Genomic DNA, 21212 nt, shown 5'->3' on the forward strand with positions numbered 1-21212 from the left:
TTTAGCCATGCAAGGTTTCCAACCATTGTTCACGGGTAATGCGGTACAGCACGTGGCGGCGCAACGGATCATCACGCCCGACCTTTGGGTGTTCGAAATCCGCCGAGGGGTCGTAATGCATGCCGATGGCCTGCATGACTTTCTGCGATGGCAGGTTGGCCTCGGTGGTAAACGCCACGACTTCGTCCAGCGCCAAACGATCAAAGCCGCAACGCAGAGCGGTCCAGGCCGCTTCACTGGCGTAACCCAAGCCCCAATGTTCGCGAGCCAGGCGCCAGCCGATTTCGGTGGCCGGCGTGAAAGAAGCCTCGAACCCGACCACCGCCAATCCGGTAAAACCGATGAATGCGCCGGTGTCCTTGCGCTCCAGCGCCCAGAAGCCGAAACCATGCTCAGCGAAATGACCACGGATTCGCCCGATCAATGCAGCGCTTTCCAGACGGCTCAAGGGTGCCGGAAAGTAGCGCATGACCTGCGGGTCCGCGCACATCGCCGCAAACGCCGGCAAATCGTCATCACGCCATTGGCGCATCAGCAGCCGCGCGCTCTCGAGTTGCAGTATCGGCTCCATCGTTCCCCTCCGTTTCCATGCAAACAAGTCTATATCGCTGGTAGGATCCTTCACTCATTCACTCCATGAAATCGCCATGTCGCTGCCGCTGATTTACCACGAAGACTACAGCCCCGAGTTCCCGGCGGAACATCGCTTTCCCATGGACAAATTCCGACTGCTGCGCGATCACCTGGTGGACAGCGGCCTGACCGATGATCAGCAATTGCTGCGCCCGGAAATCTGCCCGAACGAGATTCTCGCCCTCGCCCATGACCCTGCGTACATCGAACGTTACATGGGCGGCGAGTTATCCCGCGAAGACCAGCGGCGTCTCGGCCTGCCGTGGAACGAAGCGCTGGCCCGACGCACGGTGCGCGCGGTCGGCGGCTCATTGCTGGCCGCCGAGCAGGCACTGGAGCACGGCATGGCCTGTCATCTGGCCGGTGGCACCCATCACGCTCATTACGATCACCCGGCGGGTTTCTGCATCTTCAATGACCTGGCGGTGATCAGCCATTACTTGCTGGAAAGCGGCCGCGTCGGTCGGGTATTGATCTTCGACTGCGACGTGCACCAAGGCGATGGAACGGCACGAATACTGGAACATACCCCGGATGCAGTGACGGTTTCCCTGCACTGCGAAAAGAACTTTCCCGCACGCAAGGCCACAAGCGATTGGGACATCCCGCTGCCCATGGGCATGGGCGATCAGGACTACTTGAAAGTGGTCGATGACGCGCTGAATTACCTGCTGCCGCTCTATCAGCCCGATCTGGTGCTGTATGACGCTGGTGTCGATGTGCATAAAGACGACGCGCTGGGCTACCTGAAACTGACCGACGAAGGCGTCGCCGCCCGCGATGAAAGCGTATTACGCCATTGCCTGGGGCGCGATATTCCGGTGGTTGGGGTGATCGGCGGCGGCTACAGCAAGGACCGCCAGGCCCTGGCACGACGCCATGGCATCCTCCATCACAGCGCGCAACGGGTCTGGCAGTCATCAGGTTGTCACTGAGGTGTGGATGCTTTACCCACAATGCCTGTGGAACGGCCTGTGGATAACCTGAGTGAAAGGACCTGCAGCCCATGCTGCATATAGCCTACAAAGCCATGGTTATTTTTTGATCAGATTATTGAGTACACCCGGATCAAATGTGGGAGCGAGCTTGCTCGCGATGATGGCGACACCTCCAACAATGATGTAACTGACAGACCGCTATCGCGAGCAAGCTCGCTCCCACACTGTTTGCTGCTGATAGAATGCCCGCCCTATTCCGCCGAACCGCAGCTCACGCCATGACCCAGCCCTCCGCCAACCGCCCTCACCACGTTGCCATCATCGGCGGCGGCCCCGCCGGCCTGATGGCCGCCGAGGTACTGAGCCAGGCCGGGGTCAAGGTTGATCTGTACGACGGCATGCCCTCGGTGGGGCGAAAATTCCTGCTGGCCGGCGTCGGCGGCATGAACATCACCCACTCCGAAGCCTACCCGGCGTTTCTGGCGCGATATGCCGAGCGCGCCCCGCAAATCGCCCCGCTGCTGCGCGAATTCGGTGCCGAAGCCTTGTGCCAGTGGATTCATGGTTTGGGTATCGAAACCTTTATCGGCAGCTCTGGCCGGGTGTTTCCTACCGACATGAAGGCCGCCCCCCTGCTCCGCGCCTGGCTCAAACGCCTGCGCGATGCCGGCGTAGTTATCCACACCCGCCACCGTTGGCTGGGCTGGAATGCTGATGGCAGCCTGCGTATCGATAGCCCTGACGGTGAGAAGGCGATCAGCGCCGATGCACTGTTATTGGCGCTGGGTGGCGGCAGCTGGTCGCGTTTGGGCTCGGATGGCGCCTGGATGCTGCCGCTTGCGCAACGAGAGGTTGCCCTGGCGCCGCTGCAACCGAGCAATTGTGGTTTCGAGGTGAAGGCCTGGAGCGAGCTGATGGTCAGCAAATTTGCCGGGGCCCCGCTGAAAAATATCGCCATCGGTTTGAACGACGATGTGCCGCGGCTCGGTGAATGCGTGATCACTGCCACCGGCATCGAAGGCAGTTTGATTTACGCGTTGTCGGCGCCGATCCGTGAGGCCATCAATCAGACCGGCTCGGCAACCATTCACCTCGACCTGCTGCCCGGCAGGCCTGCGGATAAAATCCAGACTGCGCTGAGCAAACCCCGTGGTTCACGCTCCATGGCCAAACACCTGCACAGCCAACTCGGCCTCGACGGCGTCAAGGCTGCATTGCTGCGCGAACTGACACCGGCCGAATGCTTCACTGACCCGCTTTTGCTGGCCAACGCGATCAAGGCCTTGCCCCTGACGCTGGTCAACACCCGCCCATTGGACGAAGCCATCAGCAGCGCCGGTGGCGTGACGTTCGAAGCGATGAATGAAAACCTGATGCTCAAGCAATTGCCTGGCGTGTTTTGCGCCGGGGAAATGCTCGACTGGGAAGCGCCAACGGGCGGCTATCTGCTGACCGCGTGTTTTGCCAGTGGGCGAGCGGCGGGGTTGGGGATGGTGGAGTGGCTGCAGCGCCAGGCCTGAAGACCGGGTCGCGCCCTTCGCGAGCAAGCCCGCTCCCACATTTGATCTGAGTTGTACGCAAAATTTGCGTCAAATGAAAATCAGTGTGGGAGCGGGCTTGCTCGCGAAAGCGGTCTAACAGGCGCAGCGTCTAATCAAGGCTTACGCTTACGCGGCCCGGTATTGAACACCGGTACTTTTCGCACAGGCTTGATCGAAGGCTCCGGCGCCGAAGCATCACCGCTCTCCACCCATTTGCCCAGGTTGCGTTTGCCGCCACCGGAGACTTTTGGCTTCTTCGGCTTTTTAGGTTTCTTGACCACTTGGCCGCTGGCATCGGTGTCCGGCACGCGGTGTTCCGGTTCGAAGTCCTGCTCCATGTGACGGGTCAAGGTCTGACGCGTCAGCATCTCGATGGCCGACAGCTGATTCACCTCATCGGCACACACCAGCGAAATCGCCTCACCGGTCGCGCCCGCACGGCCGGTACGACCGATACGGTGGATGTAGTCCTCGGCGACGATCGGCAGGTCGAAGTTCACCACCAGCGGCAAGTCTTCGATATCCAGGCCACGGGCCGCGACGTCAGTGGCGACCAGAATCTGCACTTCACTGGCCTTGAAACGGTCCAGTGCGCGCTGGCGCGTGGCTTGTGGTTTGTCGCCGTGGATGCCGTCGGCATTCACGCTCAGACCCTGGAGCTTTTCCACCAACTGATCAACGCCGTTGCGGGTCTTGGCGAACACCAGCACCTGTTTCCAGCGATTTTTGCGCAGTAAGTGAATGAACAGCTCGGCCTTGCGCTTCTTGTCGACCGTGACCACCCACTGCTTGACGGTGTTGGCGGCAACGTTACGCGGGCTGACTTCGATGCTCAGCGGATCATTGAGCATTTTCCCGGCCAACTCGCGAATCGCATCGGAGAAGGTCGCGGAGAACAGCAGCGTCTGACGCTTTTTCGGCAGTGCCTTGTAAATGTTCGCCAGCTCTTCGGAGAAGCCCAGATCGAGCATGCGGTCGGCTTCGTCCAGCACCAGGGTTTGCAACTGGTTGAACTTCAGCGCGTTCTGGCGGAATAGATCCAGCAGACGGCCAGGCGTGGCCACCAGCAGATCGACGCCTTTGCGCAGCTTCATCATTTGCGGGTTGATGCTGACGCCGCCGTACACCGCGTAGGTGCTCAGCGGCAGGTTTTCAGCGTACTGACGCACGCTTTCATGCACCTGTTCGGCCAACTCGCGGGTTGGCACCAGGATCAGCGCACGTACCGAGTTACTGGTGACTTTCGGCCCTTCCATGGCCAGCAACTGCAACAGCGGCACGGCGAAACCGGCGGTCTTGCCGGTGCCGGTCTGGGCCGCAGCCATCAGGTCGCGACCGGCCAACACCGCCGGAATGGCTTGCGTCTGCACCGGGGTCGGGGTCTGGTAACCGAGCGTCTCAAGGGCGCGCAGCAAGGGTTCGATCAGGCCAAGAGTGGCGAAAGTCATGGGGATACCGTAGGAAAATCAGCGCGAGTGTGCAATGGCGCGCAGTTTACCCTAATTCACACGGGATTCTGTCGGCACCAAAGCGCCAGGCCGCTCAGGAGCACGTCGCCACTGCGGCAGACTGATCAACAGCACGGCACTGATGATCACCGCCATCGCCAAAGCCTCTTCGATACCGATGCTTTCGCCGGCGAAAACGATCCCCAACAATACCGCCACTGCCGGGTTGACGTAGGCATAACTGGTGGCCGCCGCCGGGCGGACGTTTTTCAGCAGGTACATATAGGCGTTGAAGGCGACGATCGAACCGAACACCACCAGGTACATCATTGCGACCCACCCCTCAAGCGGCGGCAAGCTTTGCAGCTGTTCGCCAGTCAGCGCGCTGCCGATCAACAACACCACGCCGCCGACAAGCATTTGCGCCGCGCTGGACATCGCGCCCTGAGGCAATGGCAAATGTTTGCTCCAAACCGAACCAAACGCCCAGGCTGCCGCCGCACCAATCAGCAGTACAGCCCCCAAAGGGCTCGATTGCAGATTGGAGCCCAGATTGAGCATGGCGATACCGATCAGCCCCAGCACAATCCCCGCCCATTCCAGACGGGTATTACGCGTGCCCCAGAAATACCCGCAGAGCAAGGTAAACAATGGCACCGTCGCCACCGCCAATGCCGCAACGCCAGAGGCCACGCCCGTGTGCTCGGCCATGCTGACCGCTCCGTTGCCAAAACTGAGCAGCAAAATCCCGATTATCCCCGCCGCCTTCCACTGCGGCCAGGTCGGCGCTGGCACACCGCGCCAGCGCAGGAAGGCGTACATCAGCGTACCGCCGACAATAAAACGAATGCCGCCAAGCATTAGCGGCGGCCAGTACTGCACACCGATGCGAATCACCAGGTAGGTCGACCCCCAGATCACGTACAGCGCGAAAAAGGCACCTATCAGCGGTAACGGGAAACGGCGTAGACCAGGCATGGGGACGCTCGAAGGCAGGACAAGAAGAGCGTTATTTTAGAAAGCCGACGGACGGAACTTAAGTTACAAAGCCGGTTTATAAGGCCAGTACACTTTTCAAAGCACCATTGAAAAACGCGTGCCGTTGGGGTAACTGGAGGGGAATGGCAAGTAGAAAACATGTGGGAGCGGGCTTGCTCGCGAAAGCGGTCTACCAGCCACCTCTGTTCTGGATGTACCGCCGTCTTCGCGAGCAAGCCCGCTCCCACATTGACCCTGCGGTGTCGTCAGAAGCCGCGATGACGCTTGAGGTGTTCGTTGATCTTCGCCGCCGGCACTTTCTGCAAACTGCACAGCAGATCGTGAGTCAACTCGCGCAACCCGTGTTTCTGCCGCAGCTCCTGCTCCAGATGCGCGGTGAGGTTGGCAGCCATTTCCGCATCGGCCATGGCCCGGTGAGCCTGGCCGGTGTGGGGCAATTGAGCGAATGTGGTGAGGGTGCCGAGTTTGTGGTTCGGCGCAGCCGGCATCAGGCGGCGGGCGAGTAACAGCGAGCAGGCAAAGTTCTGCAAGCGAGTGCGTTTGATCCGCCCAAGCTCAAAGTCCCAGAACTTCTGGTCGAAGGCGGCGTTGTGGGCCAGCAGTGGAGTGATGCCGACAAATTCGTTGACCTCGTTCATCACCTGCTCGGCCGAAGGCGCGGTGCGCAGCATTGCGTTGCTGATACCGGTCAGCTGTTCGATGAAGGCTGGTACTCGTACACCCGCATTCATCAGGCTTTGGTAACGCTCGACGATGCGTCCCTGTTCAAGAATCACCACGGCAATTTCCGTGGCCCGGCAGCTGCTGCTCGGGGAGATCCCGGTGGTTTCAAAGTCGATGACGGCTATGCGTTCCAAACCTGTTCCTTGCGTTCAATAATCAGTTTTTAAGCAGCAATGCGCCTTCGATCGGCACGTAGCGCGTAGCCGCGCGAATCAGCGAATTGGCGGTGAGCCCCGGCACGCCATAGGCAACCGCTTCAACCCCGTGTTTGGCGATGATCCGCTCCAGCAACATGTCGAAATCACCGTCACCCGAGGCCAGCACCACTTCGTCGACGTGATCGGCGGCGTCCATGATGTCGAGGGTGATGCCCACGTCCCAGTCGCCCTTGGCCGAGCCGTCGCTGCGCTGGATATAGGGCTTGAGCTTCACGATGAAACCGAGGTTGCGCAGGATCTGCTGGAATTGCTGCTGCTTGCTGTCGCCGCGATCGATGGCGTAGGCATAGGCCTCGACGATCTGCCCGCGCTGGCTGATGTCAGCCCACAGGGCGGCGTAGTTGAAGTGACAACCGTAGGCCTGGCGCACGGTGTAATAGAGGTTTTGGACATCGGCGAACACCGCGATCTTCTTCACCGCAAATCCTCATGGCGCGCACAAGCGCAGGCGATTGATCAGACCCAAGGTCCGAAAAGTCACCCAGTATGCCAGTCAGAAGGATTTTTCCGCGAATAATCAGTCCGGGGCGCAACAAGGCCCCGGACGAATGGCATATCAGACGAAGGAATCGTCGTCATCGCCAAACAACGATGAGCCGTCATCGCTGTCGTCGGCGTCTGCAAACCCGCCCCGGTCGTTGTTGCTCCAGGAATCGTTGTTGGCCAGACGCTGGTCGTCATTGCCGCTGTCATTCACTTGGGCCGGTTCTTCCTTGATGACCTCAACGATTTGCTGCGGTTGCTGATTGCTGTGGAACAGGCTGCTGATGCCTTCTGCCAGCATCACGCCACCGGCCACGCCGGCTGCGGTTTTCAAGGCACCACCGAGGAAACTGCTGCCGGCTGCCGGAGCCTGTTGCTGGGGTGCGGCGTAGTTCTGTTGTGGGGCACCAAAGTTCTGTTGCGGGGCAGCATAATTTTGTGGCGGTGGCGCAGAAGGTCGCGCCGGTTCACGCCAGCCGCCACTCGACGCTGGAGCGCTTTGGGTCGGTGCGGGCTGCGGATCACGGGAACCACCGAAGATGCTCGACAGGAAACCACCGCCGCTGTTGCTCGGCGCCGGTGCGGCGGCCTGGGCTTGGGCTTGTTGCAGCTCGGCTTGCAGTTGCTGGATTTGCTGGGTGAGCTGTTTGTTCTGCTCGTCGAGGCTCTTGATCGCCGCCTCTTGCACCAGAATCGCCTGAGTCATGAAATAGCCCGCCGCAGGCTGGCGGCTCAAATGTTCCTTGATCCGCGCTTCGGCCAAGGCATCGCGCGGGGCTGAATCCGTCTCGGCCTGTTGCAGCCGGGAAAACAGTCCATCGATCAGGGTTTGTTCTTCGCTGTTCATGGCGACCTCATAGATTGCCGGAAAATCATCGCCCTTTTCCCTTATGGAGAAGGTGCCCACTAGTTATGGGGCTGTTACCGATTGTTTCAATAGCCTTTACCGAACGTTTACGTTTGCTCGACTGCCGGTCGCATCGGTTACAGTGTCGACATATCTCGTAACCTGCGATAGCGACCGATGAATCCGTTAGACGTACTCCGCGACTCCCTGTATTTCTTCCAGCGCAACCTGGGCCGAATCGTGCCGCTGTGTCTGCCATTGGTCGTGCTCGAAGCGTTGCTTCAGCAACTGGTCGACCACTCCCAGGGGCCGGAGGCGTTTCCCGGCTATAGCGTGATCATCGGGCTACTGGTCTACCCCTTGTACACCGCCGCGCTGATCCTGTTTCTCGATGCCCGCAGCCGTGGTGAATCGCCGCGCACCCTGGACCTGCTCTCGGCTTCGCTCAGCCTGTGGCCGCGCTTCGCACTGCTGACGGCGCTCAACACCCTGCTGATTCTGGTGGGTTTGTCGCTGTATTTCCTGCCGGGCATATGGCTGATGGTGATGCTCGCCTTTGCTGAATACCTGCTGGTGCTGCGCAACATGCAACCACTGGAAGCCATCAGGGAAAGCATGCGCCTGGCCCGTGGCAATTTCCTGCGCATCCTGCTGTGCATTCTCTGCGTGATGGGCCCGTTATGGGTGCTCAAGGGCGCGAGCATGGCCATCTACCCGGAGCCGCAGAATCCGGCAGTTTTACTGATCATCGAAAGCACCCATAGCTTTCTGCAACTGTTCACCAGTGTGGTGCTGTTTCGTCTGTTCATGTTGATCAGCGACGCACCTGACAAATCTGAAGGAAGCGCCTGACAGCTCTACCCTTGGGGTCCGGCCCCGCCTCGGTTATGCTCGGGCTCAACTTTGTAACGCCATAAGCCGAGCCATGACCCGTCTACTGCGCTACACCCTGCTGGGCCTGCTGATTCTCATCGGCCTGCTGTTTTCCTTTCTCTACAGCCTGACCTGGCGCCCCGACGCCAAGGAGACATTGCCGGTCAGTTGCAGCACCCGCGCGCCGACGCTGGTGCCGGGACAGGCGTTGAAGGTGATGACCTGGAACGTCCAGTACCTGGCGGGCAAACGCTATGTGTTCTGGAATGACCTGGCCCAAGGCCCCGACGAAAGCCCGACCGCGGAAGACATGGCCTTCAGCCTCGATGAAGTGGCACGGGTGATCCGCGATGAGCAGCCGGACCTGGTCCTGCTGCAGGAACTGAATGACGGCGCCAAGGCCAGTGACTACCAAAACCAGCTCAAACTGCTCCAGGAACGCCTGGCCGACCTCTACCCCTGCAGCACACACGCCTTCGACTGGAAGGCCGACTTCGTTCCCGACGTGCACATTTTCGGTAGCGTTGGCCGACAATTGGCGACCTTGAGCCGCTTCCAGATCGAACATGCCGAACGCCTGCAACTGCCCGAAGCACCGGTCAACTTCATCAGCCGCCAGTTCCAGCCGAAAAATGCCCTGCTGATAAGTTACCTGCCGCTGCGCGACGGCGGGCAAATGGCGGTGCTCAATACTCACCTCGATCGGGCGGTGCAGCCTGATGAAACCCAGCAGACGAAGGTGACGGCAGTTGCCAAGGTACTCGACACGTATGAAGGCCGCGGCACGCCGTGGCTGATCGGCGGCGACTTCAACCTGTTGCCGCTGGGCCAGTATCAACGCCTCGCGCCCGAGCAGCGCACGCCCTACTCCGCCGACAGCGCACTGCATGTGCTGTGGGACAAATACCCGATGATCCCGACCAACAACGAGGCCAGCGGTGTCGATCGAGACCAGTGGTTGACCCATTACCCCAACGACCCCGGCCTCAACGGCCCGGATCGCACCGTCGACTACCTGTTCTACAGCCCACGGATCAAACGACTGGAAGCCGAGGTGCGGCAGGACGATACGCTGCGCATCTCCGATCACTTGCCGGTGATTGCACGGTTTCTGCTCCCGGCCGCCCCGTAACCTGATCGGCTGCCGATATCGGCCCCTACAAGCACTTATCCAGGAACTTCACCACCGTCCCCATGCAGCCGACCCGCTCCTCGACATGCGGCATATGGCTGGAGTTCTCGAACAACGCCCAACGAACATTCGGGATCTGCTCCAGGTAGGGTTTGACCACCGTCGGTGTTGCTTCATCGTAGCGACCCGAAATCACCAGCGTCGGCACGTTGATGTGGCGCAAGCGGTCGACAATGGTCCAGTCTTTCAGACTGCCGATGACATGAAATTCCGTCGGCCCGCTCATGGCATGGTAAACGGTGGGGTCGGCATCGACCTGGGCAAACGTACGCGCGACTTCCTCGGGCCAGGGAATGACGCGACACACATGGTTATCGTAAAAGACCCTCGAAGCTTCCTGATAGGCGGCCGCTTGAAAGGTTCCTGCTTGTTCGTGCTCAAGCAGTGTTTCATGCACACCGTCGGGCAGCAGTTTACGTAAACGGTTGGCCTCCTGAACCCAGACGCGCATATCCGAAGGAGAGTTGGCGACGATCAGGGCTCGTAAACCCGCAGGTTGCATGACGGCGTGTTCGCTGGCGAGCATACCGCCCCAGGATTGCCCAAGAAGCGCGTAATTGTCGCTGATTTGCAGATGATCCAGCAGATTGTCCAGTTCATCGAGAAAGAGCTGGACGTTCCAGAACGAAGGATCCTTGTCCGGCAGATGGGTCGAGTGACCATTCCCCAACTGATCGTAATGGATCACCGGATAGCCACCGGCAGCAACGTCCTTGTAGGCATCTACATAATCGTAGGTGCAGCCCGGGCCGCCGTGCAAAATCACCAGTGGCGTTCGACCACAGGACAGATCACCGGTGATGCGATACCAGGTCCGATAAGCGCCAAAGGGTGCAAAGCCTTCGCGTGTTCCAGTCAATTCCATTGTGTGCCGCCTCCCTGAAAACAGTACGACCACAATATCGGGACTCGGCCTTTCGAATAACTAGCTAAATAGATAGGTTTTGCTCTGCCTCAGTCATCGAGCAACCGATAGTGCACCGCCCGAACCACGGCCTGGACCCGATTCTTGGCGCCGAGCTTGTGCATCGCCGTGGTCAAGTGCAGCGTGACCGTGGCCATCGAGCGATTCAGTTGCGTGGCAATTTCGGTAGCCGTCAGCCCTTCAGCCGCCCATTTAAGGCACTCGCGTTCACGTTTGGTCAGGTGGATCGGTGGCGTGTGAGCCTCCTTGCCAAGCAACGGATAGGCCGCTTCCTGCAAGGCATGGGAAATCAGGCTGAAATCCGCCAGGGTCTGCCGGGCATCGCGCAGGACGCTGATGCTGCTACCGGTACGCAGACCCGTCAAAGAGGCAAAACCGCCTCTGGGCAGATGAATCGGGACCGACACCCCGCAGGTCATCTGCGAGTCTTCCAGATAATTCACCACGGGGGCATGACACTGACCGATGACCGGCTCCAGCAGGGTGTCAGTCCCGGGTTTGTAGGACCAGACAAAAGGTGAAACACAATTGAGTGCTACCTGCTGAACAGGGTCGATCTGGTAGTAACCCTCTGTACACCAACGCGTCTGCCAATCGGCTGGAGTGTTACGCAGTTTGAGCACCGAGGGAGTGATCAACTTGCCTTCATGGTCCAGCGGCACCGGGCTGTAGTCGTACACCAGGGCATCAAAACCCAGCTCCTCGGCCAGTAGCAAGGCGTTGTCCATCTGCTCATCCAGGCTCTTGCCCGACAACAGGCGGGGATTGAGGTCAGACAGTCTGGTCTGCATCCATTGCGCTCCTTAAGTAATTTCAATCCTGAAATTCAGCACGTAGAATGCCACGCCTCGGCGAGGGACTGCCAGATCAAACCTATAACAAATACTAGCTTTTGGGCGTGTGACTTACTCAGTAAGGTTGAGTCATTTGGCCAGCACCCGAGCCGGCCAGCAACATACAGGGAGAGTTGCGATGTGGCGTGAAATCGAACCGGACCATCGGTATAACGTCGAGGTCGATGGCCACAATCTGGTGGTTTACAGCTTTGGCGAGGGTGATGAAGTCCTGCTGTGCCTCAATGGCGGCCCGGGGCTTCCCTGCGACTATCTGCGTGACGCCCATGGCTGGCTCAAGGACAAGGGGCTGCGGGTTGTCGCCTTCGACCAGCTTGGCACCGGCGCCTCGGACAGACCCGAAGACCCGTCCCTGTGGGACATCACCCGTTATGTCGCTGAAGTGGAATCCGTCCGGCAGGCCCTCGACCTGGGCCGGGTGCACTTGATGGGGCACTCCTGGGGCGGCTGGCTGGGGATTGAATATGCCATTCACCACCCGCAGGCGCTGAAAACCCTGATTCTGGAAAACACGGTAGGCGATATCCCGCACCTGTCTCAGGAACTGGAGCGTCTGCGTGGCGCCCTGGGCAGCGAAACCGTGGCCATGATGCAACGCCATGAAGCCCTGGGCACGCTCGATCACCCGCAATACCAGGCCGCCATCACCCTCCTCAACTACCGTCACGTCTGCCGCCTCGACGAGTGGCCGGCACCGGTTACGCGTTCTCTGGGCGACTGGAACATGGGGCCGTACACGACCATGCAGGGGCCAAACGAGTTTCTCTACCTCGGCAACCTGAAAAACTGGAACCGTCTCCAGGAAATGAGCGATTTCACAATGCCGGTGCTGATCACCACCGGCCAGCACGACGAACTGACACCGGCCTGTGCAATGCGCATGAAATTGGCGCTCAAGGACGCCCAATTGCATGTGTTCCCCAACAGCAGCCATATGCCGTTCTACGAAGAACCCCAGGCCTATTTTCCGGTGTTGCTGGATTTCCTCCAGCGGCACCGAGGTTAGTCGATGAATCTGTCGCGTTACCGCTTCATCCTGTCACGGCCCCTGCAACTATTGCCGGTGCTGTTCGGCATCAGCCTCATCACGTTTGTGCTGGTGCGCTCGATTCCCGGCGATCCGGCGCGCGCGCTGCTCGGCTCGCGCAGTACGCCGGAGGGGCTGATCAGGATTCGCGCTCAGTTCGGCCTCGATCAGCCGTTGTGGATGCAGTATTTCTACTTCCTGAAAAACCTCTTCAACGGCGACCTGGGCCAGTCGCTGCTCTACAAAGTCGACGCCTTGAAGCTGATCAGTACGCGAATCGAACCCACGCTGTTTCTGGTGCTTGGCAGCGTGCTGCTGGCGTTGTTGATCGCCGTGCCCCTGGCCACCGTTGCTGCCCGCAACAAGGGTGGCTGGGGCGACAATCTGATCCGCCTGTTTACCACCGCCGGCCTCGGCATGCCGGCGTTCTGGCTGGGGATCATGTTGATCCTGCTGTTCAGCGTGCAGTTGGGCTGGTTCCCGGTTTCCGGCTACGGCCGCAGTTGGCTGGACAAACTTCACCACATGGTCCTGCCCTGTCTGACCATTGCCCTGGCGTTATCGGCGGTGCTGGTGCGCAATCTGCGGGCGAGCATGCTGATGGAGCTGCAAGCCGACCACGTCACGGCGGCCCGAGCTCGCGGCCTGTCTGAAGACGCGGTGTTTCGTCGACACGTGCTACCCAACTCGCTGGTACCCGCGGTCAACTTGCTGGCGGTGAACATCGGCTGGCTGATCAGCGGCACGGTGGTCATCGAGAGCTTGTTCGCCATTCCCGGAATCGGCCAGTTGCTGGTCCGTGGCATCTTCACCCGTGACTACATGGTGGTCCAGGGCGTGGCGATGGTGCTGGCCTGCGCCACCGTCGCAGTGAATTTTCTCGCCGATGTGGTCACAGTAGCGATCGATCCCCGGGTGAAAATCCGATGAGCAGTCAGGCTGCAATTACCCCCCGCCTGAACCTCGGTTTCGGTTTACGCAACCGTCGTTTGGCAATGGGCCTGGGGTTGGCAATCCTGCTCGGCTGGCTGCTGCTGGCGATCTTCGCGCCCTGGATCGCGCCCTTCGATCCAATCGCCCAGAACACTGATATCCGCCTGCTGGGGCCCAGCCTGGCCCACCCGTTCGGTACCGACAATTTTGGCCGTGACGTATTGTCTCGAGTGATCTGGGCAGCCCGCGTCGACTTGCAGCTGGCGGTCATCGGGGTGATCTTCCCGTTTTTGATCGGCACCGGTGTCGGGGCCTTGTCCGGCTACATCGGCGGGCGTTTCGACACCGTCTGCATGCGTCTGATCGATATCATCCTGGCCTTCCCGTTCCTGGTGTTGATGCTGGCGATCATGGCGATCCTCGGCCCCGGCCTGATGAGTTTCTATATCGCCATGGCACTGGTGGGCTGGGTGTCCTATGCACGGTTGATCCGCTCGCAGATCCTGATCCTCAAGGAAAGCGATTTTGCCCTGGCCGCCAAAAGTCTGGGCTTCGGCCATGGGCGCATTCTGTTTCGTCATTTGCTGCCGAACGCAATGTTCGGCTCAATCGTTTTTTCCATGTCCGATGCGGTGCTGGTGCTGCTCAACGGAGCAGCGGTCAGCTACCTCGGCCTGGGGGTTCAACCGCCGACCGCCGAGTGGGGCACGATGGTCGCCGAAGGCCAGAGCTTCATCACTTCCGCCTGGTGGATCTGCACCTTCCCGGGGCTGGCGATCGTCACTCTGGCCATGGGCTTCAGCCTGCTGGCCGACGCTGTCGCCGAACATCTGGGTGAGCGCTCATGAGTACGCCCGTGTTGAAGGTCGAGGAGTTGAGCGTCATTGCCCGTAACGGCGAGCACGAGGTGACGCTGGTGGATCGCCTGTCGTTCGACCTGGCTGAAGGTGAAGTCCTTGGGCTGGTGGGTGAGAGCGGCTCCGGCAAAACCATGGCTTGTCGCGGTTTGATGCGGCTGCTGCCGTCACCGAACCTGCGAGTCGAAGGCGTAACGGTGCAGTTGGCCGGGGAAAACCTGCTGCGCCTGGACGAGGCTGGCATGCGGCGCATGCGCGGGCGTCAGCTGGGAATGATTTTCCAGAACCCCGGCAGCCATCTCGACCCGTTGATGCGCATCGGCGAGCAGATTGGCGAAGGTATTCGTCTGCATCAGGGCGCCAGCAAGCGTGAAGCCCGTGCTCAGGCCATCGAGGTGCTGCGTCAGGTGGGCATTCCCGATCCGCAGCGCCGGGTCGACAGTTACCCTCACGAATTTTCCGGCGGCATGCGCCAGCGAGCGATGATTGCCGTGGCCCTGGGCTGCAACCCGAAAGTCCTGATCGCCGACGAACCGACCACCGCCCTCGACGTCACGGTGCAAGCGCAGATCCTGCGCCTGCTGCTTGATCTGCGCGACCAGCGGGGCTTGTCGATCATCATGATCACCCATGACCTGGGGGTCGTTGCCCAGACCTGCGACTCGATTGCAGTGATGTACGCCGGACGCTTGTGCGAGCACGGCAATAAACACGAGGTGCTGGCCTATCCACGCCACCCTTACACCGCTGGATTGATCGACTGTCAGCCGGCCACCAGTCACGGTCACGCATTGCTCAAAACCATTGCCGGGCAACCGCCCCTGCTCGACGCCCTGCCTCATGGGTGTCGCTTCAATCCACGCTGCCAGCAAACCGGCAGCCAATGCACAACATTGATGCCGGGCTTGCAGCCGGTCACCCATGGACACCGCATCGCTTGCCATTACCCCTTGGTCGCCGGAGGCCGCTCATGACGTTGCTCAACGTCAAGGATCTGCAGGTGCGTTTCGCCGCTGCGGGCAGTGGTCTGCTGGGCATGAACCGGCAATGGCTGACAGCGGTCAACGGTGTTTCGCTGACGCTCTCGGCCGGTGAAACACTCGGGCTGGTCGGCGAGTCGGGCAGCGGTAAAAGCAGCCTGGGACGGGCGATCCTGCACCTCAATGAGATTTTCGCCGGGCAGGTGCTGTTCGATGGTGTCGACATGGCCCACGCCGGGAAGATCGACATCCAGAGGCTGCGCCATGAGACGGCGATGGTTTTCCAGGATCCTTATGCGGCTCTCAACCCACGCCTGAGTATCGGCCAGACCCTCGCGGAAGTGCTCCGGGTCCAACGCAAGGTGCCGGAACCGCTGATTGCCGCCCGCGTCGACGAGCTGCTGACGCTGGTCGGTCTGCGCCCGGAGTTGGCCACCCGCAAACCACGCGCCTTGAGTGGCGGGCAATGCCAGCGTGTCGGAATCGCCCGGGCGCTGGCCGTGGAGCCGCGCTTGATCGTCGCCGATGAGTGCGTGGCCGCACTGGACGTGTCCATCCAGGGGCAGATCATCAACCTGCTGCTGGAGCTGCGCCAGCGCATGAACCTGGCGATTGTGTTCATCGCCCATGATCTGGCGATCGTTCGCCGGCTCTGTGATCGAGTGGCGGTGATGTACCTGGGCAAAATCGTCGAAGAAGGACCGGTGGAAGAAGTGTTCCGCTCCCCGCGACATCCCTATACCGCCGCACTGATCCAGTCGATTCCGGAAATCGACCCGACCCGCGCGCTACCCCGCGACCCTTTGCCCGGTGAACCGCCCAGCCCTTTGCAGCTGCCATCCGGATGCGCCTTTCACCCGCGCTGTCGCTACGTTCGCCCCACCTGTAGCCAGGCGGCGCCCCCTACACGTCAACTCGAAGGACGCCGTTACGACTGTGTGCTCGAGGAACCGCTGCTTTAAAAAAACCGAAACACTCATCAAGAAGGAGTTTGACCATGAGATCCAGGCATTTGACATTGCTTGCCGCAGCCACCTTGACCGCTTGCACCCTTGCCAGCGGTATTGCTCAGGCGGCGGGTGTACTGACCATCGGTTGCCGTGAAGAAAGCACCACGTTCGACCCGATCAAGAGCGCGCAAAACCGTGATACCTGGGTGTTTTCCAATGTCTACGACACGCTGATCCGGGTCAACAAGGCCGGCAGCAAAATGGAGCCCGGCCTGGCTGAAAGCTGGAAGGTCTCCGACGATGGCCTGACCTACACGTTCAAACTGCGCTCGGCGAAATTCTCCGACGGCTCACCGATTACGGCCGATGATGCGGCATTCAGCCTGCTGCGTATTCGCGATAACAAGGCCTCGCTGTGGAGCGATGCGTACAAGCTGATCGACACGGCGAAAGCGGCCGATCCGCATACGCTGGTGGTCACCCTGACAACCCCTTCGGTACCGTTCCTCTCACAACTGGCCTCGCCGACCGTGTCGATTCTCTCGCAACAGGCCATGACCCGCATGGGCGAGGATGCCTACGCTCAGGAACCGGTGGTGTCAGGGGCATTTTTTGTCAAGGAGTGGCTACGCGGCGATCGCGTGAAGCTGGAGAAGAACCCGCACTTCTGGCAGGCCGACAAGGTCAGCCTGGACGGCGTGGAGTGGATTTCCATTCCGGACGACAATACCCGGATGCTCAAGGTGCAGGCAGGTGAACTCGACTCGGCGATTTTCGTACCGTTTTCGCGAGTCGATACGTTGCGCAAGGACCCTGGCGTGACTATCCATGCCGACCCTTCCACGCGCGAAGATCACCTGCTGATCAACCATGAGCACGGACTGCTGGCCAAACCGGAAGTGCGTCAGGCGCTGGACATGGCGATCAACAAGAAATCGCTGGTTGATACCGTCACCTTCGGCCATGGTCAGGAGGCTTACTCCTACATCCCCAAGGGCGCGCTTTACCACTACGCCGACAACCTGAAGCGCCCATTTGACCCGGTGAAAGCCAAGCAGATGCTGACTGATGCCGGCGCCGTGGGCATGAAGCTGAACTACGTGGTCAATGCCGGCAACGAAGCCGATGAACAGATTGCCGTGCTGGTTCAGCAACAACTGGCGGCAGTCGGCGTTTCCGCCACCCTGCAAAAAGTCGACCCGACCCAGAGCTGGCAGATGCTGGTCGACGGTGATTACGACCTGTCCGTGATGTACTGGACCAACGACATCCTCGACCCGGACCAGAAGACCACGTTCGTTCTGGGCCACGACACCAACATGAACTACATGACCCGCTACAGGAACGACAAGGTCAAGAATCTGGTGGCGGCTGGCAGGGTTGAAACAGACCCGATCAAACGTGAACAGATGTACGTCGACTTGCAGAAGATCGCCAAGAATGACGTCAACTGGATCGACCTTTACTACAGCCCGTACATCAACATTTCGCGCAAGAACATCGAAAACTTCCAGCAAAATCCACTGGGACGTTTCTCGCTCGAGGAGACCGTGAAGAACTAAGGAGCGGTTGCCGGTGATTGCACGGTTTCTGCTTCCGGCTGCCCCGTAGATCTGCGGTGATCGGAAAGAGATCGCAGCCTCCTGCAGCTCCTACGGATGTTCGTGATCTCTGTAGGAGCTGCCGAAGGTTCGGGCCGCGTTCGGACGATCTTTTGACCTTCAGCCTTTGCGAGGTTTGGCCCGCGCCGTGGCCTCGGCCACCAGCGGGTCATCCGGCCAATAATGTTTCGGGTAGCGCCCCTTGAGGTCCTTCTTCACCTCGGCATAAGTACTACGCCAGAAGTTCGCCAGATCCTGGGTGACCTGCACCGGCCGCCGCGCGGGTGACAGCAAATGCAGCTTGACCACCTGCCGGCCACCGGCAATGCGTGGGGTTTCGGCCAAGCCGAACAACTCCTGCAAACGCACCGCGAGAATCGGCGGCTGCTCGCTGTAATCCAGACGAATCGACGAACCGGAAGGCACGCTCAGATGATGCGGCGCCTGTTCATCGAGCCGTTGTGGCAAGGGCCATGGCAGCAGGTTATGCACAAAGCTCGACACGTCCAGGTTGGCGAAATGACTGAGTCGCGAAACCCGCCCCAGGTACGGCATCAACCAATGCTCCAGGCTGGCCAGCAACGCCGCATCGCTGACATCCGGCCACTCACTCTCGCCCTGCTTGCTCAGATCCAGCTGACGCAGCAATGCCACTCGCGCCTGCCACTGACGCAACTCCGGGGTCCATGGCAACAGCTCAAGTCCTTTACGGCGGACCAGATTGACCAACGCCTGGCTGCGTGCCGTTTCATCGAGGCCGGTCAGCGGCTCGCGGCTGAGCACCAACTCGCCGACCTTGCGCTGACGCTCGGCCCGCAGCACGCCTTCACGTTCGTCCCAATCGAGCTGATCGACGCAACGCACCTGCTCTGCCAATACCGAATCGAACAACGCCGGATCAAAATCCGCCGCCAGATAAATCCGTTCTTCGCGCTGCCCCTGACGGCTGCCCAGATCGGCGATCACCAGCCAGGGTTGCTTCATCAGGCTGTCGGCCTCGGCGAACAACGCTGCGCGACCGTTGGCCAGCCGATATTCAGCACCACCGGCCCGCCGCTGTTGGGCGACGCGGTCCGGATAGGCCAACGCCAGCAACGCGCCGAGCCAACGCGGATGCTCCGGATCGCTGACCGGCGACTCGGCTTTGCCGCGCAGATAACCACGATATTGCCGGGCCAATTGTCGTGCCCGCTGCACGCCACCTTGAGCACCCCGCGCCGCCCGTTCTTCGCCAGATAAAAGCACCAGACGACTGTGCAAATCCGCACCGGCACCGCGCAAAATATCCCGCTCACCGAGCAATGCAGCGACGTCGCAGGCCATGTTCGCCAGCCCCAACGCTTGCCCACGCAGTAACAGATGCGCGATGCGCGGATGGGCCGGGAGTTCGGCCATGGCCTGACCGTGGCGAGTGAGCTTCCAGTCTTCAGCGGACGAACCTTCCAACGCGCCAAGGCGTTCGAGCAAGTCCTGCGCCTGTGCATAAGCCGCCGCCGGAGGTACATCGAGCCAGACCAACTGCCCAGGCATAACGCCCCAACGTCCGAGCTGCAAGGCCAGCCCGGCAAGGTCCGCCGAGAGAATTTCCGGGCTGGCATAGGCCGCCAGTTGTTCATGCTGATCCTGCGACCACAGCCGATAACACACACCCGGTTCCAGCCTTCCCGCCCGGCCGGCACGCTGAGTGGCGCTGGCGCGGGAGATGCGTTGGGTATCGAGGCGGGTCATGCCGCTGCCGGGGTCGAAGCGCGGCACTCGCGCCAACCCGGCGTCGATGACCACGCGCACGCCATTGATGGTCAAACTGGTTTCGGCGATGTTGGTGGCCAGCACCACTTTGCGTTGGCCGGGTGGCGCTGGATCGATGGCCGCACGTTGCGCCGCCAGATCGAGTTCGCCATGCAACGGGCAGAGCAGCACCTCAGTACGCTCGCCCAATGCATCGGCCAACTGCTGATGCACGCGGCGGATTTCCGCTTGCCCGGGAAGGAATACCAGCAGACTGCCGGTTTCGTCGTTCAAGGCTTCGAGAATGGTCTGCACCAGTCGCGGCTCGATGAATTCGCCCGGCTGAAACGGCCGGCCCCAGCGCATCGTCACCGGGTACATGCGACCTTCGCTGCGCAGGATCGGCGCGTCATTCAGCAGGCCGGCCAGACGCTCGCCTTCGAGGGTTGCCGACATCAACAGAATCTTCAGCGGCTGCTCATCACGAAACAGCTCACGGCCATTCAGGCTCAGGGCCAGCGCGAGGTCGGCATCGAGACTACGCTCGTGGTATTCGTCGAAGATCAGCAGGCCCACGCCTTCAAGCGCCGGGTCCTCCTGCAAGCGGCGCGTGAGGATGCCTTCGGTGACCACTTCAATGCGCGTATTCGGCCCGACTTTACTGTCGAGGCGAATCCGGTATCCGACTGTTTCACCGACTTTCTCGCCGAGTTCGCTGGCCAACCGTTCGGCCGCCGCCCGCGCTGCCAGCCGACGCGGTTCAAGCATGAGGATGGTTTGCCCGGCCAGCCATGGCTCATTCAACATCGCCAATGGCACGCGGGTGGTTTTACCGGCGCCGGGTGGTGCTTCGAGCACGGCTTCGTGGCGTGTCGCCAAGGCTTCACGCAGCGCGGGTAAAACTTCATCAATTGGCAAAGAAATCATGCTGGCTCCAAAACAGAGGCACGAGTATAACGGCGAACTGCCTGGCGTTAATCACGGTCCTAATTCATACCGACGACGTTTCGTTTAATGTTTGCTCAGGAGATTTACCATGCGTGCTCCGTTTCGCCTGATTGGCGGTGTACTGGTTGCAACCCTGCTGACCCAAGTGACCGCTTGCGGTTCGATTTTCTACCCGGATCGCCGTGGCCAGATCGACGGCAAGATCGACCCGGCGATTGCCGCGCTCGACGCCGTGGGCCTGCTGTTCTACATCATCCCCGGACTGGTCGCGTTCGCCGTGGACTTCACCACCGGCGCGATTTACTTCGAACCCGGCAAGACCGCGCAAGTGGCGCCGGAGAAACTCAAACAAGCCATCGATGCCGACGGCAAGGTCGATAATCACAAGTTGCAGGTTATTCTCGAAAGCGAGCTGGGCCGCAGCCTTCCACTGGATGACCCGCGCCTGATCCAGCACAAGGGCAGTGCTCAGCAACTGGCCATGTTCGGTCTGCAACCCGCTGCTTGATGCTCA

Annotated in this window: 20 protein-coding genes; 11 read left to right on the plus strand and 9 right to left on the minus strand. The window is 60.4% G+C overall.

Translation table 11 applies throughout. The annotated features are described in order from the left end of the window. Position 1: 1 nt before the first annotated feature. A complete protein-coding gene (locus AC1RKH_RS17475) occupies positions 2–571 on the minus strand; it encodes a GNAT family N-acetyltransferase (protein WP_493063595.1) in 570 nt (189 codons plus the stop codon). Between the two features lie 76 nt (positions 572–647). On the opposite strand from AC1RKH_RS17475, the gene AC1RKH_RS17480 reads away from it, so the two are divergent. Beyond that, positions 648–1568 carry a histone deacetylase family protein gene (locus AC1RKH_RS17480; protein WP_493063594.1) on the plus strand — a complete coding sequence of 307 codons (921 nt, stop codon included), beginning with the start codon at positions 648–650 and terminating at the stop codon, positions 1566–1568. Positions 1569–1849: 281 nt separating this feature from the next. Next, positions 1850–3091 (plus strand): TIGR03862 family flavoprotein, encoded by a 1242-nt coding sequence (locus tag AC1RKH_RS17485; RefSeq protein WP_493063593.1) that lies wholly within the window; start codon positions 1850–1852, stop codon positions 3089–3091. A 134-nt stretch (positions 3092–3225) separates the two neighbouring features. Here AC1RKH_RS17485 and rhlE1 read toward each other — a convergent pair whose 3' ends face one another. From rhlE1 to AC1RKH_RS17510, 5 genes are all read right to left on the minus strand, one after another. After that, complete coding sequence (gene rhlE1 / locus AC1RKH_RS17490; protein ID WP_019691560.1) at positions 3226–4560, minus strand: RNA helicase RhlE1; 1335 nt, start codon at positions 4558–4560, stop codon at positions 3226–3228. Positions 4561–4611: 51 nt separating this feature from the next. Continuing rightward, the gene (gene yedA, locus AC1RKH_RS17495; protein WP_493063592.1) at positions 4612–5538 is read right to left on the minus strand and encodes a drug/metabolite exporter YedA; all 927 of its coding nucleotides are present in this window, start codon (positions 5536–5538) and stop codon (positions 4612–4614) included. A gap of 266 nt (positions 5539–5804) precedes the next feature. Then, entirely contained in the window at positions 5805–6416 is a 612-nt protein-coding gene (locus AC1RKH_RS17500) for a 3'-5' exonuclease (RefSeq protein ID WP_493063591.1), read from the minus strand. A 22-nt stretch (positions 6417–6438) separates the two neighbouring features. Beyond that, a complete protein-coding gene (locus AC1RKH_RS17505; protein WP_123423538.1) occupies positions 6439–6918 on the minus strand; it encodes a LabA-like NYN domain-containing protein in 480 nt (159 codons plus the stop codon). 138 nt (positions 6919–7056) lie between these two features. Beyond that, positions 7057–7830, minus strand: a complete 774-nt coding sequence (locus AC1RKH_RS17510) for a DUF2076 domain-containing protein (protein WP_493063590.1) — start codon at positions 7828–7830, stop codon at positions 7057–7059. Positions 7831–8007: 177 nt separating this feature from the next. Here AC1RKH_RS17510 and AC1RKH_RS17515 point away from each other — a divergent pair, with 177 nt between their 5' ends. Both AC1RKH_RS17515 and AC1RKH_RS17520 read left to right on the plus strand, forming a co-directional pair. After that, positions 8008–8682, plus strand: a complete 675-nt coding sequence (locus AC1RKH_RS17515) for a YciC family protein (protein ID WP_493063589.1) — start codon at positions 8008–8010, stop codon at positions 8680–8682. A gap of 73 nt (positions 8683–8755) precedes the next feature. Further along, entirely contained in the window at positions 8756–9835 is a 1080-nt protein-coding gene (locus tag AC1RKH_RS17520) for an endonuclease/exonuclease/phosphatase family protein (protein WP_493063588.1), read from the plus strand. A gap of 25 nt (positions 9836–9860) precedes the next feature. Here the strand turns inward: AC1RKH_RS17520 and AC1RKH_RS17525 are convergent, their stop codons facing one another. Next, complete coding sequence (locus AC1RKH_RS17525; RefSeq protein ID WP_123423534.1) at positions 9861–10760, minus strand: proline iminopeptidase-family hydrolase; 900 nt, start codon at positions 10758–10760, stop codon at positions 9861–9863. Between the two features lie 89 nt (positions 10761–10849). Next, positions 10850–11611, minus strand: coding sequence for a LuxR family transcriptional regulator (locus AC1RKH_RS17530; protein ID WP_493063587.1), 762 nt, complete (start codon positions 11609–11611; stop codon positions 10850–10852). A gap of 181 nt (positions 11612–11792) precedes the next feature. Between AC1RKH_RS17530 and AC1RKH_RS17535 the strand changes: the two genes are divergently transcribed. From AC1RKH_RS17535 to AC1RKH_RS17560, 6 genes are read left to right on the plus strand one after another with little or no spacing between them, the layout of a single operon-like run. Continuing rightward, on the plus strand, positions 11793–12680 hold the full coding sequence (locus AC1RKH_RS17535) for a proline iminopeptidase-family hydrolase (RefSeq protein WP_493063586.1): 888 nt from the start codon (positions 11793–11795) through the stop codon (positions 12678–12680). Between the two features lie 3 nt (positions 12681–12683). After that, positions 12684–13631, plus strand: coding sequence for an ABC transporter permease (locus tag AC1RKH_RS17540; RefSeq protein ID WP_493063585.1), 948 nt, complete (start codon positions 12684–12686; stop codon positions 13629–13631). After that, the gene (locus tag AC1RKH_RS17545) at positions 13628–14482 is read left to right on the plus strand and encodes an ABC transporter permease (RefSeq protein ID WP_493063584.1); all 855 of its coding nucleotides are present in this window, start codon (positions 13628–13630) and stop codon (positions 14480–14482) included. Before AC1RKH_RS17540 ends, AC1RKH_RS17545 begins: the two co-directional genes overlap by 4 nt. Next, on the plus strand, positions 14479–15465 hold the full coding sequence (locus AC1RKH_RS17550; protein ID WP_493063583.1) for an ABC transporter ATP-binding protein: 987 nt from the start codon (positions 14479–14481) through the stop codon (positions 15463–15465). The genes AC1RKH_RS17545 and AC1RKH_RS17550 overlap by 4 nt, the downstream gene beginning before the upstream one ends. Then, positions 15462–16433, plus strand: a complete 972-nt coding sequence (locus tag AC1RKH_RS17555; protein ID WP_493063582.1) for an ABC transporter ATP-binding protein — start codon at positions 15462–15464, stop codon at positions 16431–16433. Before AC1RKH_RS17550 ends, AC1RKH_RS17555 begins: the two co-directional genes overlap by 4 nt. Positions 16434–16468: 35 nt before the next feature. Further along, positions 16469–17983, plus strand: a complete 1515-nt coding sequence (locus tag AC1RKH_RS17560; RefSeq protein WP_493063581.1) for an ABC transporter substrate-binding protein — start codon at positions 16469–16471, stop codon at positions 17981–17983. Positions 17984–18142: 159 nt separating this feature from the next. On the opposite strand, the gene hrpB is transcribed toward AC1RKH_RS17560, so the two are convergent. Continuing rightward, entirely contained in the window at positions 18143–20677 is a 2535-nt protein-coding gene (hrpB, locus tag AC1RKH_RS17565) for an ATP-dependent helicase HrpB (RefSeq protein WP_493063580.1), read from the minus strand. A gap of 109 nt (positions 20678–20786) precedes the next feature. Between hrpB and AC1RKH_RS17570 the strand changes: the two genes are divergently transcribed. After that, positions 20787–21206 (plus strand): polyribonucleotide nucleotidyltransferase, encoded by a 420-nt coding sequence (locus tag AC1RKH_RS17570; RefSeq protein ID WP_493063579.1) that lies wholly within the window; start codon positions 20787–20789, stop codon positions 21204–21206. Positions 21207–21212 lie beyond the last annotated feature (6 nt).

Source organism: Pseudomonas sp. GW822-FHT06B12, from assembly GCF_058799675.1.

Excerpts from the sequence above, each read along its gene's own strand:
- AC1RKH_RS17475 (WP_493063595.1), bottom strand. The coding sequence starts at position 571 with ATGGAGCCGATACTGCAACTCGAGAGCGCGCGGCTGCTGATGCGCCAA.
- AC1RKH_RS17480 (WP_493063594.1), top strand. The coding sequence starts at position 648 with ATGTCGCTGCCGCTGATTTACCACGAAGACTACAGCCCCGAGTTCCCG.
- AC1RKH_RS17485 (WP_493063593.1), top strand. The coding sequence starts at position 1,850 with ATGACCCAGCCCTCCGCCAACCGCCCTCACCACGTTGCCATCATCGGC.
- rhlE1 (WP_019691560.1), bottom strand. The coding sequence starts at position 4,560 with ATGACTTTCGCCACTCTTGGCCTGATCGAACCCTTGCTGCGCGCCCTT.
- yedA (WP_493063592.1), bottom strand. The coding sequence starts at position 5,538 with ATGCCTGGTCTACGCCGTTTCCCGTTACCGCTGATAGGTGCCTTTTTC.
- AC1RKH_RS17510 (WP_493063590.1), bottom strand. The coding sequence starts at position 7,830 with ATGAACAGCGAAGAACAAACCCTGATCGATGGACTGTTTTCCCGGCTG.
- AC1RKH_RS17515 (WP_493063589.1), top strand. The coding sequence starts at position 8,008 with ATGAATCCGTTAGACGTACTCCGCGACTCCCTGTATTTCTTCCAGCGC.
- AC1RKH_RS17520 (WP_493063588.1), top strand. The coding sequence starts at position 8,756 with ATGACCCGTCTACTGCGCTACACCCTGCTGGGCCTGCTGATTCTCATC.
- AC1RKH_RS17525 (WP_123423534.1), bottom strand. The coding sequence starts at position 10,760 with ATGGAATTGACTGGAACACGCGAAGGCTTTGCACCCTTTGGCGCTTAT.
- AC1RKH_RS17530 (WP_493063587.1), bottom strand. The coding sequence starts at position 11,611 with ATGCAGACCAGACTGTCTGACCTCAATCCCCGCCTGTTGTCGGGCAAG.
- AC1RKH_RS17535 (WP_493063586.1), top strand. The coding sequence starts at position 11,793 with ATGTGGCGTGAAATCGAACCGGACCATCGGTATAACGTCGAGGTCGAT.
- AC1RKH_RS17540 (WP_493063585.1), top strand. The coding sequence starts at position 12,684 with ATGAATCTGTCGCGTTACCGCTTCATCCTGTCACGGCCCCTGCAACTA.
- AC1RKH_RS17545 (WP_493063584.1), top strand. The coding sequence starts at position 13,628 with ATGAGCAGTCAGGCTGCAATTACCCCCCGCCTGAACCTCGGTTTCGGT.
- AC1RKH_RS17550 (WP_493063583.1), top strand. The coding sequence starts at position 14,479 with ATGAGTACGCCCGTGTTGAAGGTCGAGGAGTTGAGCGTCATTGCCCGT.
- AC1RKH_RS17555 (WP_493063582.1), top strand. The coding sequence starts at position 15,462 with ATGACGTTGCTCAACGTCAAGGATCTGCAGGTGCGTTTCGCCGCTGCG.
- AC1RKH_RS17560 (WP_493063581.1), top strand. The coding sequence starts at position 16,469 with ATGAGATCCAGGCATTTGACATTGCTTGCCGCAGCCACCTTGACCGCT.
- hrpB (WP_493063580.1), bottom strand. The coding sequence starts at position 20,677 with ATGATTTCTTTGCCAATTGATGAAGTTTTACCCGCGCTGCGTGAAGCC.
- AC1RKH_RS17570 (WP_493063579.1), top strand. The coding sequence starts at position 20,787 with ATGCGTGCTCCGTTTCGCCTGATTGGCGGTGTACTGGTTGCAACCCTG.